General features: G+C 71.1%; 11 protein-coding genes. 5 read left to right on the plus strand and 6 right to left on the minus strand.

What is annotated here, in order from left to right:
* The first annotated feature begins 50 nt into the window (after window positions 1-50).
* Both WMF46_RS45585 and WMF46_RS45590 read left to right on the plus strand, forming a co-directional pair.
* On the plus strand, window positions 51-395 hold the full coding sequence (locus tag WMF46_RS45585) for a DUF4288 domain-containing protein (RefSeq protein ID WP_437982966.1): 345 nt from the start codon (window positions 51-53) through the stop codon (window positions 393-395).
* 767 nt (window positions 396-1162) lie between these two features.
* The gene (locus WMF46_RS45590) at window positions 1163-2386 is read left to right on the plus strand and encodes an STAS domain-containing protein (RefSeq protein WP_437982967.1); all 1224 of its coding nucleotides are present in this window, start codon (window positions 1163-1165) and stop codon (window positions 2384-2386) included.
* A 19-nt stretch (window positions 2387-2405) separates the two neighbouring features.
* Here WMF46_RS45590 and WMF46_RS45595 read toward each other — a convergent pair whose 3' ends face one another.
* Together WMF46_RS45595 and WMF46_RS45600 are read right to left on the minus strand one after the other, a co-directional pair.
* A complete protein-coding gene (locus WMF46_RS45595) occupies window positions 2406-3854 on the minus strand; it encodes a type VI secretion system Vgr family protein (protein WP_437982968.1) in 1449 nt (482 codons plus the stop codon).
* A gap of 115 nt (window positions 3855-3969) precedes the next feature.
* Window positions 3970-5808 carry a DUF2169 family type VI secretion system accessory protein gene (locus tag WMF46_RS45600; protein ID WP_437982969.1) on the minus strand — a complete coding sequence of 613 codons (1839 nt, stop codon included), beginning with the start codon at window positions 5806-5808 and terminating at the stop codon, window positions 3970-3972.
* 71 nt (window positions 5809-5879) lie between these two features.
* Between WMF46_RS45600 and WMF46_RS45605 the strand changes: the two genes are divergently transcribed.
* A complete protein-coding gene (locus WMF46_RS45605; protein WP_437547384.1) occupies window positions 5880-6218 on the plus strand; it encodes a hypothetical protein in 339 nt (112 codons plus the stop codon).
* A gap of 34 nt (window positions 6219-6252) precedes the next feature.
* Window positions 6253-7278: an aminoglycoside phosphotransferase family protein gene (locus WMF46_RS45610; protein WP_437982970.1), complete on the plus strand. Its 1026-nt coding sequence runs from the start codon at window positions 6253-6255 to the stop codon at window positions 7276-7278.
* 210 nt (window positions 7279-7488) lie between these two features.
* Here WMF46_RS45610 and WMF46_RS45615 read toward each other — a convergent pair whose 3' ends face one another.
* Window positions 7489-8853 carry a hypothetical protein gene (locus tag WMF46_RS45615; protein ID WP_437982971.1) on the minus strand — a complete coding sequence of 455 codons (1365 nt, stop codon included), beginning with the start codon at window positions 8851-8853 and terminating at the stop codon, window positions 7489-7491.
* A 290-nt stretch (window positions 8854-9143) separates the two neighbouring features.
* Window positions 9144-10628 carry a cellulose binding domain-containing protein gene (locus WMF46_RS45620; protein WP_437982972.1) on the minus strand — a complete coding sequence of 495 codons (1485 nt, stop codon included), beginning with the start codon at window positions 10626-10628 and terminating at the stop codon, window positions 9144-9146.
* A 327-nt stretch (window positions 10629-10955) separates the two neighbouring features.
* On the opposite strand from WMF46_RS45620, the gene WMF46_RS45625 reads away from it, so the two are divergent.
* Complete coding sequence (locus WMF46_RS45625; RefSeq protein WP_437982973.1) at window positions 10956-11750, plus strand: ABC transporter ATP-binding protein; 795 nt, start codon at window positions 10956-10958, stop codon at window positions 11748-11750.
* Window positions 11751-12075: 325 nt separating this feature from the next.
* Here WMF46_RS45625 and WMF46_RS45630 read toward each other — a convergent pair whose 3' ends face one another.
* Window positions 12076-13701: an NAD(P)-binding protein gene (locus WMF46_RS45630; protein WP_437982974.1), complete on the minus strand. Its 1626-nt coding sequence runs from the start codon at window positions 13699-13701 to the stop codon at window positions 12076-12078.
* Window positions 13698-14420 (minus strand): phosphoribosylglycinamide formyltransferase, encoded by a 723-nt coding sequence (gene purN / locus WMF46_RS45635; protein ID WP_437982975.1) that lies wholly within the window; start codon window positions 14418-14420, stop codon window positions 13698-13700. The genes WMF46_RS45630 and purN overlap by 4 nt, the downstream gene beginning before the upstream one ends.
* Window positions 14421-14670: the final 250 nt, after the last annotated feature.

A 14670-nucleotide genomic window follows, 5' to 3' on the forward strand; every position in this document is an offset into this window, starting at 1 on the left:
ACGCGGCGTTACACTCCCGGTCAAAGTCGCACAGGCAAGCGAGTTCATCCATGGAATCCAGCCCGAACAGCGATCTCTATGTTGCCGTTATACTCTACGAGTCTTGGTCACCGGACCCATCGTACACACCCATGTACGAAGAGTGCTTCGCGCTGGTGCGCGCCGAAAGTGAGGAGCAGGCACGCGCGCGCGCCGAGCAACACAGCCGTGCGCATGAAACGTGCTTCAAGAATGTTCTAGGGCAGGAGATTCACTGGAAGCTGAAGCACGTTGTGGATGTAAGCCGTGTTCTTTCGGACACTCTTGATGACGGCGCTGACATCTACGCGCGGCACTTCAAGAGCTATGAGGCTTACCACGCGTTCGAGCCGTTGCTCGGCGGCAGGTTCGACTGACAGATGAATTGGAAGGGGGTGGAGCGCGCGCAGGGCCGTCATTGTCGGGATTGTGCTCTCAAGCCTATTTGGGATTCTTGCGCCGATTCCGCCCTTGTTTGGTCCCTCGCTCGCGCTGGCTCAGAGCTGCGACACGAACGAAAACCTCGACGATATTGCGATGTTGTTCATCGGCGGGTGTTGCAAGGGATCCATTCTTCGTGAGTTCCCAGGCCAGCTGCTGTGGACAACGATCCGAGAGATCCGACGTGGAACAACATCGGACCACAAGAAGGCTTGGAAGCTGCTGAACGACCGTCGTTTCAGGAGGTAGCTTGAGGGGCGAAGGCTAGCGCACCGAAGCGTCGCCGATCACCGGTGCGACCAGGACGACCGCAGCCACGGCGGCAGGCGCCCACGACAGGGAGATAGTGTGGTGACCTTATTCAGGAAACCTCCGAGAACCTGCCGGCGCCGGACGTGATCGCCGGAGAGATCGTGGAGGACCTGGGGTCCGCGCTCGAGCACCGCACCTCTCACCACGTCTCCCGCTCCGGTCCACGCAAGCGGCGCCTTCCCGTCCTCGGCCCACCTCGCCGTAGCTCATTCAGCGGCGAGCCGGCTCACCGTCTTGCCGCGCAGCGCTCGCCACGCTAGCGCTAGCGCCCCCACGTCGTGGCGCGTTTCTCCCGGCTCAATCGCATGACGGCCTCCAGGGAGCTCTTTCGCAGCCTGCTCCGTTCACGATACACTTATCCTTCTCTGCTCTCTGAGGAGTCGTGAGACTGATGGAATCTGCCCCCAGTGTGTTGCTCGGTGAGCTCTTCGCCCGCTCTCCCGATCTGCTCTTCATCGCCTCGGCCGACGGAGCGCTGCTCCACGGGAGCGGCGGACTCCGCGAGGCGCTGGGCCCCGGGATCGACGGGGGCGCGCGCCTCGCGGATCTCGCGCACCCGGACGATCGCGCCGCGCTCTCGGCGGCCTGGTCGTCGCTCCTTCAGAGGGACGAGCCCGTCTCGTTCAGCGTGCGCCTGCGCGACGGCGGCGGCGCCTACCGGCCGCTGTCGTGCAGCGCCAGCCGATCGTCCGACCGGAGCGCCGTCCTCGGCTCGCTCCGCCCGGCGCCCGCGGCCGCGCCCGCGCCGTTGGCCGTCGCGACCCCGATGGCCGACGACGAGCTGAACACGCTCCGGCTCAAGGCACGCATCCTCGACGGCCTCGTCGAGCACGTGGATCCCATGACGATATGGGCGCTCGACCGCGACGGGATCTACGTCTATCACGACGGCAAGTCGGTCACGAAGGCCGGGATGAAGCGGGGGCAGCACGTCGGGCACAGCGTGTACGACCTCTATGCGGCCACCCCGGAGATCGAGGCCGACATGCGGCAATGGTACGACGGCCAGGTACGCCGCGGTCGCGGCGAGGCGCACGGCGCCGACTGGGACACCTGGCTCATCCCGCTCCGCAGCGAGCCCGGCGGCGGCATCGACGGCGTGCTCGGGGTCTCGCTCGACGTGTCGGAGTCCAGGCTCGTCGAGAAGGAGCTGCGCATCCAGCTCGACCAGATCGCGGCGCAGCAGAAGGTGATCCGCGATCTCTCGACGCCGATCATCGAGGTCTGGGACGGCGTGCTCACGCTCCCCATGGTCGGCACGGTCGACAGCGTCCGCACGGCCGAGGTCATGGACAGCCTGCTCGCGCAGATCGTCGAGAAGCGGGCGCGCTTCGCCATCCTCGACCTCACCGGCGTCGAGGTCGTCGACACCAGGGTCGCGAGCCACCTCATCCAGCTCATCACCGCCATCCGCCTCCTCGGCGCGGACGGCATCGTCGCCGGCATCAAGCCGACGGTCGCCCAGACCATGGTCGCGCTGGGCCTCGACCTCACCCAGCTCAACACGCAACGCAACCTGCGCGCCGCCCTCAACTACGCCATCCGGGCCATGACAGGCGCCCAGGGTGCCTCCTCCGCCTCGGGCCCCGCGCCCGGCAAGAAGCCAGCTCCCTGAGCGGCGTCATCGAGGCGGCTCACTCGTCCACGAGATCGAAGACGATGCCTCCCTGCGTCTTGATCCGGTGAGTCGACCGGTTCGCGCTGTTGACCGGAGAGGGCGTCAGCGGGTTGGGCGCGGCGCCCACGATGACCGGCCGATCCGGGTCGCCGTTCACGAAGGCGATGAGCACCTCGGTCCCCGGCTTGAGCGGGAAATGCGTGCCGTAGTTCGCTCCAGCGTGGTTCTGGAGCATGCGCACCGGCCTGGACGACACGCCGCCGGCCGCCCCCGTATCGAACAGGAACCGGATCATGTACCTGCCCTGATCGTCGATCTGCGCGTCGTTGCCCCCGCCCCCCGGCCCGGCGTCGACGATCCCCGTGACGACGCCGCTGATCCGGGGCGCCTTCGTGACGCGCGGCGGCCGGTACGTGTTCTTGCCCGGGATCGCGCGGAAGGTGTTCACGTAGCGCCGCGGCTCGTCGCCGCCGCCCTGGCCGCCGGCCGCCTGTGACGCGCGGTGCTCCACCTCGACGACGAGCAGATCGAGCGACTCCAGGCTCGGGTGCCCTTCCAGCACCGATCGCCCGCCCGCGGTGATCGCGCACACCGAGCTCCTGCCCGCATACACGAGCTGCGTCGCCTGCCGCTCCTCGGCCCGGACCTGCGCCAGCGCCTTCCCCTCCGCCGGCGTCTTGTAATGGCCGCCATACTCGACGACGCCGCCCGCATACCCGGTCGAGAGGACGTGCTCCGACGTCAGATCGAGCATCGGTTGCCGGTAGTTGTAGTCGCGGGCCACATACACGCTCGGCACGAGCCGCGATCTCGCCTCGATCTCGAAGACGTCCCGCGTCTCGCCCCGCTCGCGGAAATGGACGGACTCGGCGCCGGCCGCGGGGTTGAACCCGGCGCCGTCGGTGAAGACCATCGTGTCCTGCCCGTCCTGGTGCTCGAAGAAGAAGCTGATCCCGGCGTGCTCGGCCAGGCGGCTGATGAAGGCGAGATCGGTCTCCTGGTACTGCACCGTGAACTCCCGCGGCGGGTAGGTGCCCGAGAGCCTGAGCTCCACGTCGCTCCCGCTCAGGCCCACGAGCTCGAGCTTCTGCTTGATGAGGTCCGGCACCGCCTTGTTCATCGAGATCTCGGTGGTCTCGACCAGCGTCAGCCGGAAGGCGCGCGGGACGATGTGCAGCCGGTACGCGCGGTAATCGCGCAGGTTCCCGAGGAGGTCGTGGACCTCCGCGATCATCCCGTGGACGCGCCGCTGCTCGACCCCGTCCTGCTCGAAGACGATCGCGACGCTCTCGCCCGTGAAGGTCTGTCCGTCGACCCCGGCGTCGCTCGGACAGGCCACCTCGACCTCGAACGTGAAGAGCTGAGAGATCGCCTCGCGCCCGGACAGCCTGTTCACCTGGAGGAGGTCGGACGAGAAGCCGGAGAGCTCTAGTCGAATGTCTAGTGAATCGGATCGGGTGGTCATCGTCGCAGCTCCATCCTTCGTGCCGTGGGAGAAGATCTCCTGCCTTGGGGCGCGTCGCGCGCGGGCGCCCCTCGCGCTCGTCGAGGTGGGCTCGGCGAGCTACCGTTTGCGCGAGCTACCGTTTGCGATCGAAGCGTTCGTAAAGGCTCCTCCTCAATGAGGGGGAAGGGGTCGGCAGCGCCGGGCGCTCCGGCGGTGGAGGCGGCGGCCGTCGGGGCGGCGGGGCCGGCGGCGGCTCGTCCGGCTCGGGGGAGCGCGCCGGCGAGGCGCTGAGCACCGGCCTCGGCGGGGGCTCCAGCAGCGCGGGCTCCGGCTCCGGAGGCGGCGCGGCCGGCTCCAGCTCCGGAAGCGGCGCGACGGCGGTCTCCGCCGCTTCCGCGCGAGCAGGCGTGATCGCAGGCGAGGCCGCGAGCGCGCCATCCTCGGAGGCGCGGGAGGGGCCGGGCGCGCCGGCGGCCGGCGCCCAGTCGTCGTCCAGCGAGAGGGCGAGCGTGCCAGAGCCCGCGCGCTCCTCCGCCGCGGCCGGCCCCCGGGCGATCATCGAGGCAGGCAGCGCCGCGCCCGGGGGCGCCGGCTGGAACGGGAGCGCCGGCTGGTCCGTCGCCTCGGCGTCCTGCTCGGGCATCAGGGCCAGCGTCGTGGCGGGAGACCCCTCCAGGCCTTCTTCCACCGAGGAGATCGAGAGGGTCCCGGTGTCGATCCGCGGCCCGGGCGCGCCCGCGGCCGGCCCGGCGACGTCGCCGGGCGCCGACCCGGGGCGGAACGGCGTCGCCGCCGCCGAGGCCAGGGCAGCCGCCGCCACGCCGACGTCCGCGAGGCTCAGCGTGCGCGCCCCGGCGCCCGGATCAGCCTGGGTCTCCCCCAGGCCGCCGTCGTGGTCGTGGTCGACGCCGCGCGCGGCGCCCTGCTCCGCGGGCAGCTCGGGCCACTCGAGCGGCTCGCCGGGGAGCTCGACCCCCGCCACGAGGGTGGCCGCCGCGAGCGCGGCCTCGTCGGGGACGACCAGGCTGCCCCGGAAGACGAGGGTGCAGCGCTGCTCGTCGCCGTCGATGCGCAGCGTGTCCGCGTTCAGCTCGAGCGGGTGGCCCTCGCTCACGCCGAAGGCGGAGAGGCCGTGGACGCGCGCCCGGCCGCGCGCCTCGGGCAGCCGCGTCCGGAGCCGCGGCAGCGTGGGGTGGAGCCCGTGGAGCTCGATCCACTCGCCGCCGCGCAGGTAACGCGTCCGCTGATCGGGGGGCGCCGCCTGGTAATAGGCCCACTCGAAGGGATCGGGGATCTCGGCGATGGCGGCGTCGAGCGCCTTGCGGGGCGTGGCTCCGAGCAGCCGCCTGCGCGCGGGCCAGGCGCGCGCGATGGGCCCGAAGCCGGCCGCGCGCGCAGGCTGGAGGGGATCGACGATGTTCGCCTCGGGCTCGGACGCGTCGCTCGTCGCCTGTACGCCGAGGAAGTTCTCCTGGTCGTTCTCGCCGCGGAGCGCCCGCTCGTACACGAGCGGCATCCGCTGGAACCCGGCCCTGTCCTTGACCAGGAGCTCCTTGTCGAGGACGGGCCCGTCCTCATCGGAGATCGTGAGTCGCACGGGCAAGGCGTGCACGGGCGCGCCGGGCGGCGGCGCGTGGGCGTGGCCGGTAAAGAGCACGTCGGCGCGCTCCAGGTGCGGCGCCAGATCGCTCGTGAGCCGGACGCTCCGCCCAGGGTTGTTGCCGTGATGGACCTCCCCCTGGACGACCTGCTGCGGCTCGACCCTGGCCATCTCCGCGTCCACCGCGAAGGCGAAGGTGGCCTTGACGATCACGGTGATGTGGAGCTCGCCCCGGCTGCGCCACGCGACGGCGGCGGCGGCTGCTCCGTTCAGCGGCGTGACCCTCACGGGCCCGGTCGCGCCGTTCGTCCCACGCGTCATCGCGCTCTTCGCCGCGCCCTTCTCCGCGCCCTTCTCCGCACCGTTCGCCATTCCGCGGCGTTATAGCACGGCTCTCGTCACGAACTTGCCGCCGCACTGCGCCCATGCCACCCACGGCGATCATGAAGCCGGCTGGAAACGCTCGTGCGCTGGGATCGGCGCTCGCCCTCCTCGTCATGATTGCCTCGTTCGGCTGCGACACGGTGGCGACGCTCGTCGCGCCCGCGGTGCCGGTGGTCATCGAGAAGGCGACCGCGCCCGGGGAGCCCGCCGCGCCCGAGGATCCCGCCGCGCCCGAGGCGCCCGAGAGCCGGAAGTGCTGCTTCCGGAGCGGCGAGGGCGCCGCGAAGGTGTGCGAGAGCCAGGAGCGCTGCTGCTCCGGCAGGTACGACCGCAGCGCGTGCGAGGACTCGGGCGGTCTCTGGTTCAACAGCGCCGACGGCTGCGCCGGCGCCTGCTGAGCGTCTGGCTCGTTCCGCCGGCGTAGGAAAGGGTGTGCGCGAGCTCGACACCGACGCCCTGCTCCGGCTCGTCCAGCGGGCCACGGGCCATGTCCCGTCGTCGATGGTCCCGCTGCGCGGGGGCGTGTCGTGCCGGCGCTATCTGCGCGTCGTGACGCCGGCCGGGACGGCGGTCGCGATGTTCGCGCCGAGCCCGGGGGCCGACGGCGTCGCGGTCGGCGCCGCTCCCCCGCGGTGGCCGTTTCTCGAGGTGCACGCGCTCCTCCGGGAGCGCGGCGTCCGGGTGCCGGCGCTGCTCGCCGAGGACTGCGAGCACGGCCTGCTCCTCCTGGAGGATCTCGGGGACGCGACGCTCTCGGCCTTCGTCGAGCGCGCGCCCGCCCGCCGCGCCGAGGTCTACGCGCTGGCCACGCGCGATCTCGCCCGGGCGCAGCGGGCGCTCGCCGCGCTCCCGAGCGGCTCGATCGTCGACTCGTGCGCGCTCGACGAGACGCTCCTGCGCTGGGAGCTCGACCATTTCCGCGCGTGGGCGCTCGACGCGCGCGGGCTCCGGCTGGGCGACGCCGCGCGGGCCGAGCTCGACGCCGTCTCGGAGCGCCTCGCCCGGCGCATCGCCGCGTGGCCGCGGGGCTTCGTTCACCGCGATTACCAGAGCCAGAACCTCATGGTCGTGGACGCGGCAGGCGGGGGCCTCGAGATCGCCTGGCTCGACTTCCAGGACGCCCTGCTCGGCCCGCGCGCCTACGATCTCGCGACGCTCCTCAATGACAGCGCGCAGGACCTGGATCGCTCCTTCGTCGAGGCCCGGCTGGACGACTACGCCGCCGCCGCCTCGCTCGACAGGCCGGCGCGCGACGCGCTTGGCCGGGAGTTCGAGGTGCTCACGGTCCAGCGCAAGCTGAAGGACGCCGGCCGTTTCGTCTTTCTCGACCGCATCGGCGTGGATCCTACGTACCTGCGCTATGTCGAGCCCGCGCTCGCGAGGGCGCGCGCCGCGCTCGCGAGGATGGGCGACGACGAGGACATGCGGGTGCTGGCGCGGCTCATCGCTCAGGCGTGAGAGAATTGAACGCAAAGGCGCAAAGACGCAAAGACGCAAAAAAGACGAGAGAAAAAGGGGGAATGTGGCCCTCGAATGCCATGTCGACGACCGTGGCCATCTCGTGGCGCTCAACCCCGTCTCTTTTTTGCGCCTTTGCGTCTTTGCGCCTTTGCGTTTGAATCTGACATGCCCGGTCGTCGGCCGGCCGGATCTCGGCCTCGGTGCGGCTCAGAGCTCCGACTGCTCCAGAAAGCGCTGGAGGAACGTGACGGCGGCTTGCTCTCCAGCCTCCGGGAAGCCCCCGAACATCGCGAACTGGTGCCATACCCAGCCGGCGTTCAGATAGGTATCCTTCTCGCTCGCCTCGAGCGAGGAGCACACGTGATCCCAGCGCGGGTTCGCCCCGGGGAGATAGCCGCTCTTGTCGGGCGGCAGGCGGGTCAGGCGCGCTTCCCTGGAGGGGCCGGGGAGCCTCTGCTGGAGCGCCGCGTTCGCGTCGAGCTGGTGGCCGCCGGTCATCCGCAGGCGGCGCGAGGCGTCGCCGCCGAGCCAGCGCACGAGCAAGGCCTCGTTCTTGGCGATGCCGCGGGCGTCGAACGCGAACACCTCGCTCACGCAATCCTTGTTGGCCGCGAGCGCCTGCCACAGGGCCAGTCCGCCGGCGCTGAAGCCCGCGAGCCCGAGCTTGCCGAGCCGCGGCCCGCCCTGCCCCGTACCGATCTTCTGCGCGCCGCAGAGGAAGCGGAGCGCCGCCTCGGCGAGGCCGGGCAGGCTCGCGGTCGTGGCGGCGCCGAAGCTCGCCCCGCTCGGCCACGGGTGCAGCATGACCGCCGCCCTGCCGCTCGCGGCGAGCGCCTCCTCGAAGCCGCAACGGACATAGACCCAGCGGGACTGGTCGCGCGGATCGCGCTCGAACACGTCGCGCGCCCAGAACGACGCGCCGGGAGACGGGTCGGGCGTGAGCAGGTATCGATTCAGCCCGAACATCTCGTGGCGCTGGTCGACCCGGGTATACGGGTACCCTTCCGGCCGGTAGAACACGAGGGCCGAGATCCCATCGTCCGGCGGGGCCTTGCAGGCCTCCGGGATGCTCGCGAACCAGATCTTCGGATCCCCCGCGGTGGCGCCGAGGGCCACGAGCTCGGTCCCGGGCCGGTGCTCGCGCCGGTACTCGTCCGCATACCCGGCGTAGGCCATCCAGAACGGGGTGATATCGACGAAATCCGTCCTGATCTGGGCGAGCGCGAGGCCGGGCGCCGATTGCACGTCGACGAGCGGGTGAGCCTGCCCGAGCGCCGGGTCAGGGGCGGGGCTGAGCGCCGTCCCGCCGCTCGCCACGTCGAACGCCTGGTCGACCGACAGGACCTCTTCCTCCAGGGCGGGGACGTCCTCGAAGGCGTCGAACGCCGCCGAGAAGCGCGCGCTGAGCGCGACGCGCGACGCCCCGGCGGGGATCACGAACTCGCGCCGCCCAGGGCTCGAGCCGGCGAGCGGCAGCGGCGCGTCGTCGGCCGTCGCCTGCACGTCGGCGAGCGCGTCGGGCAGAAGCGGGCTTCCCGCATTGCGCCAGGTGACCCGGAGCTTCAGCGCCATGCGGCGCCCCGGACCGGAGGGCGCGCCCGGCGAGAAGGGTGCGCGGCGGCGTGGAGGGGGTCGGCCGGGCCATTGCCGGCGAAGGGGGAGCGCTGCGGGGCAGAGGGCACGGGGCGCCCACGGTACCAGAGGGCGCGGCCCGCGGGCGAGCTCGACCGGGCGCGGAGGCCGCGCCGGGCGCCTCGACAAGGGCTCTTCCCGTGTCGTTCGGCCGATCCTACGGGCCGGCGCGCCGCGCCGCCTGGGGCTGTGTCGCCTCCTCGGCTGGCGCGGCGCCAATCGACTGGAGCTCAGCGGTTGCCGTTCGCGCAGTACCCGAACTCGACGTTCGTTCCAGGCCTGATCTTGGCGTTCCAGCTCACGCCGGTGAACACGAAGTCGGTGCCTTGCTTGACGGCGTTGGTGTTCCAGAAGTCACGGAGCGTCGCGCCGTTCGACGGCACGTAGAGCTTCCACGTGGTCTCGCCGCTGTCGGTCTTCGTCAGCTTGACGTTGTTGCAGTAGCCGCCCGTCCACGTCGAGTTGGGGGTGATGCTGACGGTGATGTTGCCGCCCTCCACACGCACGCCGGTCCCGGGGTTGCCCCCGCCGCTGCCGCCGCTGCCGGTGCTGCTGGAGCTGGAGCTGGAGCTGGAGCTGCTGCTCGACGAGGACGTGGTGGTGCCGCCGCCGCCGCCACCACTGCCGGAGGTGCTGGAGCTGCTGGAGCTGGAGCTGGAGCTGCTGGAGGTGGAGCTGCTGGAGCTGGAGCTGGAGCTGCTGCTGCCCTTCACCCGCGCGATGAAGCTGTCATAGCCGGCGACGTCGCCCGTCTGAGAGAGCATGACGATCGCGACGCCCATGTCGACGGCCTTGGCGACGTTGCTCTCGTTGAGCCAGGTGGAGTCGACGTTGATCGGGCCGCCGCCGAACGTGTACGCGTCCACGATGACGAGCGGCAGGCTGAGCGCGGTGGTGATCTCCTTGTAGGTGAAGTTGTCGATCTTGCCGGTGGTGAACGGGAATTGCTTGCCCGTGAGGCCGACGTACTTGACCACGCTGCGATCCCAGCCGTCGTAGAAGTCGCCGACCGACGACGCCCACTTGGTGGCCGACGGGCTGAACCACGGGCTGAAGTCGATGACCACCTTGCACGAGGGGCAACCCGCCTTGATGGCGCCGAGGATCTGGTTGATGAAGCTGTCGGACTCCGTCTCCGTGAGCGCGTTCTGCTGCGCCGTCTGCGAGAACTGGTACCAGTCCGGCTCGATGTGGATCAGCGCCTCGCGCCCACCGAGGGCCCCGTTGATCCCTGCCGCCGCCTTCTGGTAGGCGCTCGCCATCGAGGCGATGTTGGCGCGCACGTACGCCGCGCCCCTCTGGCACAGCGGTGCGCCGCTGTTGCCGTCGCAGTCGTTCTCGGACCCGAGCCCCTTCTTCGTCATGTCCGTGGCGATGTAGCCGAAGAAGTAGGGGGTCTTCCCCGCGTTGACGATCTGCGTAAGCTTGGTCTTATGGGTGCTGGTGAAGCCGCCTGATTGCAGCCAGTCGCCCACGGCGACAACATCGACGTTGGCGGGTCCGGACTGGGGCGGCGACCAGGTCTGGCTCCACTGCGGAGCGACGCCGAAGCGCATCTGCGATGCCGCCGCGGCCGCCGCTGCCTCATCGGCGAAAATCTCGTCCTCTTCAAAGGCGCTGGAACCATCGTCCGCGACAACGATGCACCCGCCGACAGCGGCGAGCAGGCACAGAGCTGCCCCAGCACCGAAAAGCGAACCCTTGATCTTCGTCATTGTCAATCTCCAAGTGACCGAGCGGCTCCGCGCCGCATCGGATTTTTCCGCTCCCGAGTGCCAGCATCGGCTTGGCACGGGGCGCTTGTTGAAAGGAAGGTCCGGAGAGCGTTGCAACGGCCGGGCCATCGTCTCTCCAGAGAGGAGAACGCCGGTTCACGGGCACATTCCGACGGTGCCTGTCCGCGAGAGATGGAGAGTGGGCCGATGGAGTGGATCACCGAACCGGGGCACGGATGATCCACCGCGAACGCCCTGATTTCTCGGTGCGGGACGCTGGCAAGCGGGTAGTCTGCGCCCGATGAACCAGGACCGTGGAGTGGAGCGATGAGCGCGCCCGCGCTCATCGAGATCGAGGACGCCGAGGTCTTCCGCGGCGACACGCGCGTCTTCGAGGGGCTGTCGCTGCGCATCGAGCAGGGCGAGAACGCCGCGATCCTCGGGCCCAACGGCGCCGGGAAGTCGACCTTGCTGCGGCTGCTCTCACGGGAAATCTATCCGGTCCACCGCGAGAGCTCGCATGTGCGGATACTCGGTCGCGAAAGGTGGGAGGTGTCCGCACTGCGGCGCAGGCTTGGGCTCGTGTCGTACGAGCTGCAGATGGCCTATCCCCGGGGTGTGCGGGGCTCCGACGTGGTGCTCTCCGGCTTCTTCGCGAGCGCCGGGCTGCACGAGCACGAGCCGGCGACGGCCGCGCAGCGCCGGCGCGCCGAGGAGGTGCTCCGCGATCTCGGCGTCGCGCACCTCGGCGACAAGCCCATCGCGGAGATGTCGGCCGGCGAGCAGCGGCGCTGTCTGCTCGGGCGCGCCCTTGTGCACGACCCGGAGGCGCTGGTGTTCGACGAGCCGACGACGAGCCTCGATCTGAAGGCCGCGTTCGAGCTCATCGATCTGCTCAGGCGCCTCGCGCGACAGGGCAAGACGCTGATCCTGGTGACGCACCATGTGCAGGAGATCCCGCCGGAGATCGGGCGGGTCGTCCTGCTGCGGAGTGGCCGCGTCTTCGCCGATGGCCCGAAGCGCGCGGTGCTGACCGACGACAACCTGTCTCGCCTGTTCGACGTGCCGCTCACCGTGGTCGAGCGCGACGGGTTCTTTCAGGTATTTCCCCGGTCTCTTTGAGACACGGAGTCTCGGCGTCGCGTCTCACCCGCTTCGCCGGACGGGAAAGGTTCGTTCTCTGCAGTGGAGAGCTCATAAAACGGTGGGCTCCCAGCGCATAGGCGTTAACGAAGCTTTGCGCCCCGTTCTCCCATCATCCGAACGTTTACGTGGTCGTGGTCGTGGTCGTGGTCGTTCACGGCTTACCGTTGACGACCACGACCACGACCACGTTCACGACCACGTAAACGTTCACGTTCACGTTCACGACCACGTAAACGTTCACGGTCACATTGGTGACCGGTGGAGGGGGCGGGCAGCCCTGCGAGGCCCGCCACCCCGCGCGCTACCCGATCTCCACCTTGCTCCACATGTCCCGCCTCATCCGCTCCTTCCGCCGGTCGGTCCGGGTCACGAGCCGGGCGGCTCCCCAGGCGGCGAGCAGCTGGCCCTCCTGGCCGAGGCCGGGCAGCACGCTCCGGCCGACGAGCAGAGTGCGCTCGATCGGCCCGCGGATCGGCTCGCCCGCGAGCCCGAGGTAGCCGGGCGGGTCGACCTCGAGCTGCCGCACCATCGGCTCGGCGCCCGGGGCCGCGCCCTTCAGCGCGGCGCGCTCGATGAGGCGGCGGCGCTGGCCGTCGTAGAGCCACACGGGCAGCCCGTCGTGCACCGAGTCGACGAGCACGAGGTGGCGCTCGAGAAAGGGGAGCTCGGCCGTGAGCGCGTCGAGCACCGCCTGGCGCGCCTCGAGCAGCGACAGCGGGCCCCGATCGGGGAGCAGGATCTCCGCCACGAGCAGCGTGTCGGTCGAGGGAGCCGGCAGATCGCAGCGCTGGAGGTGGACCACGGGGCGCCCAGGTCCGGTCGGCCGCGTCTGCCGCGGCGAGCTCGGACGGCCCCCGGAGGCGCCGTCGCTCGACACGCGCGGCGGCGCGGGCGAGCGGCCCGCCGACGCGGACGGGAAGGGGAACAGCAGCGCCTCGGGGCCGAGCGGCTCGGGCAAACCCTCGCGGCGCACGATGAGCGACACGACGAAGCGGCCGACCGACGAGGTGATCCGCGGCCACTCGCGCAGCGCGCGCTTGTGGATGCCCTCGCCGCCCGAGAGGCTCGCGAGCGTCTCGCCGTCCATGTCGGTGATGACGAAGCTGCTGCCGTTCGGGTGATCGTCGCCGTCGAGCATGACCCCCGCGGCGGTGCCGCGGCGGACGTGGACCGACGCCGCGCGCTCGTCGAGCAGGCAGCGGCCGCCGTGGGCGAGGATGCGCTCGACGAGGAACTCCTCGATCTCCTCCTCGCCGCGCGGCAGCATCATCAGCCCGCGCGTCCACGCCCCGTGCAGGCGCGCGACCGCGAAGGGAGGCGGGAGCGCCGAGAGGTCCGTGGCGAAGAGGACGGACTGCGTGACGATCGAGCGGAACAGGTGGCCGCGCGGGAACTCGACGAGCAGGTCGGCGTCGGGCTCGGCGCGCGCGTACGGGAGCATGCCGGCGTAACGCGCGGTCTCGCGCCGCTCCCAGAAGGTGCCCGGCGGCCAGAGGGCGTCGTGCGAGAAGGCGTCGTCCGCGGCGCCGTTGACGTGGGCGAGCTCGGCGTAGAGCTCGTCGACGACCCGCCGGAGCTCGGGGAACTCGCGGTCGATCTCGCGGCCGAAGAGGACCATGTCGGGCGGCACGTCGAGGCGCCGGCGCGGCGCGACGGCCTGCAGCATGGGCATGGCCGGGACGATGCGGCGCTTCCAGGTCTGCGACTGGGCGAGCTCGACGAGGAAGCGGCGCCACGCGGGCGAGGGCTCGGCGAGCATCGTGAAGGCGCGCCGGCGGAGGACGTGCTGGTCGAGGCGGTAGGTGGGCGGGCGCTCGCCGTGCCCGACGACCATCACGGTGAAGTCGCGGCGCGCGAGGAGCGCCGCGGCCGTGAGCGCGCCGATGGACCGGCCCAGGACGATGACGTCGTAGTGCTTGTGGATCACGCCCCTTCCCCGACTTCTCCGACTTCCCTGACCTCCCCGGCGCTTCCCCGCGCAGGGCCGCCCTGGGCGAGCCCGAGCGCGGTCTCGACGCCGGCGAGCGTCGCGCGCGCTCGCCCGCCCGGCACGTCAGGCGGCGCGATCTGGAGGCGCCCCTCGGCGATCCACGAGAGCGCGCGGATGAGCAGGGCGTGCTCCTGGACGAGGATGCGCGCGGCGAGCGCGTCGCGGTCGTCCCCGTCGAGCACGGGGACGGCGGCCTGCGCGAGGATGGGCCCGGTGTCGGTGCCGGCGTCCACGAGGTGGACGGTGCAGCCGGTGACGCGCACGCCGTGATCGAGCGCCTGTTGCTGGGCGTCGACGCCGGGGAAGGAGGGCAGGAGCGACGGGTGGATGTTCACGACCCGGTGCGGGAAGGCGTCGAGGAAGGTCGTCGTGAGCAGGCGCATGAAGCCCGCGAGGACGACCCAGGTCGCGCCCGCCTCGCGGAGGGCGTCGACGACGGCGGCGTCGAAGCTGTCGCGATTGGTGAAGTCCCGGTGCGCGATGACGCGCGTGGGGACCCCGGCGCGCTCGGCGCGCGCGAGGCCCTCCACGTCGGGCCGGTTGGACAGGACGAGCCGCACGCGGGCGTCGAGGTGGCCGGCGGCGATCGCGTCCAGGATCGCCTGGAGGTTCGAGCCGCGGCCGGAGATGAGGACGCCGAGATCGAGGGGGGGCATGGGGGGCAGATACTACGGCGGAGGCGGGCGCGGGAGAGATCCGGGGCGGAAGCGGCCGCCCGGGTCCGGCGACCGCGCCGCGGGGCCCGTTTCCATGGCCGCCGAGCGCGCGCCGCGTGACGCGCCGGGCCATCGCGCGAGCAGGCCGGGCCCGAGGGCTCGGGTGGGACGGCGGGCGTGGAGCCGCCGCGTCGCCTCGGCCGCCCGAGCTCGGCCTCGCGACCTGCGCCCCTCGACACTCCGTTGTTCG

This window comes from Sorangium sp. So ce117 (assembly GCF_051524395.1).
Taxonomy (GTDB): Bacteria; Myxococcota_A; Polyangia; order Polyangiales; family Polyangiaceae; genus Sorangium; species Sorangium cellulosum_B.

What these genes read in the sequence shown, in the direction of transcription:
- WMF46_RS45585 (WP_437982966.1), top strand. Translation starts at nt 51, where the DNA reads ATGGAATCCAGCCCGAACAGCGATCTCTATGTTGCCGTTATACTCTAC.
- WMF46_RS45590 (WP_437982967.1), top strand. Translation starts at nt 1,163, where the DNA reads ATGGAATCTGCCCCCAGTGTGTTGCTCGGTGAGCTCTTCGCCCGCTCT.
- WMF46_RS45595 (WP_437982968.1), bottom strand. Translation starts at nt 3,854, where the DNA reads ATGACCACCCGATCCGATTCACTAGACATTCGACTAGAGCTCTCCGGC.
- WMF46_RS45600 (WP_437982969.1), bottom strand. Translation starts at nt 5,808, where the DNA reads ATGGCGAACGGTGCGGAGAAGGGCGCGGAGAAGGGCGCGGCGAAGAGC.
- WMF46_RS45605 (WP_437547384.1), top strand. Translation starts at nt 5,880, where the DNA reads ATGAAGCCGGCTGGAAACGCTCGTGCGCTGGGATCGGCGCTCGCCCTC.
- WMF46_RS45615 (WP_437982971.1), bottom strand. Translation starts at nt 8,853, where the DNA reads ATGGCGCTGAAGCTCCGGGTCACCTGGCGCAATGCGGGAAGCCCGCTT.
- WMF46_RS45620 (WP_437982972.1), bottom strand. Translation starts at nt 10,628, where the DNA reads ATGACGAAGATCAAGGGTTCGCTTTTCGGTGCTGGGGCAGCTCTGTGC.
- WMF46_RS45625 (WP_437982973.1), top strand. Translation starts at nt 10,956, where the DNA reads ATGAGCGCGCCCGCGCTCATCGAGATCGAGGACGCCGAGGTCTTCCGC.
- purN (WP_437982975.1), bottom strand. Translation starts at nt 14,420, where the DNA reads ATGCCCCCCCTCGATCTCGGCGTCCTCATCTCCGGCCGCGGCTCGAAC.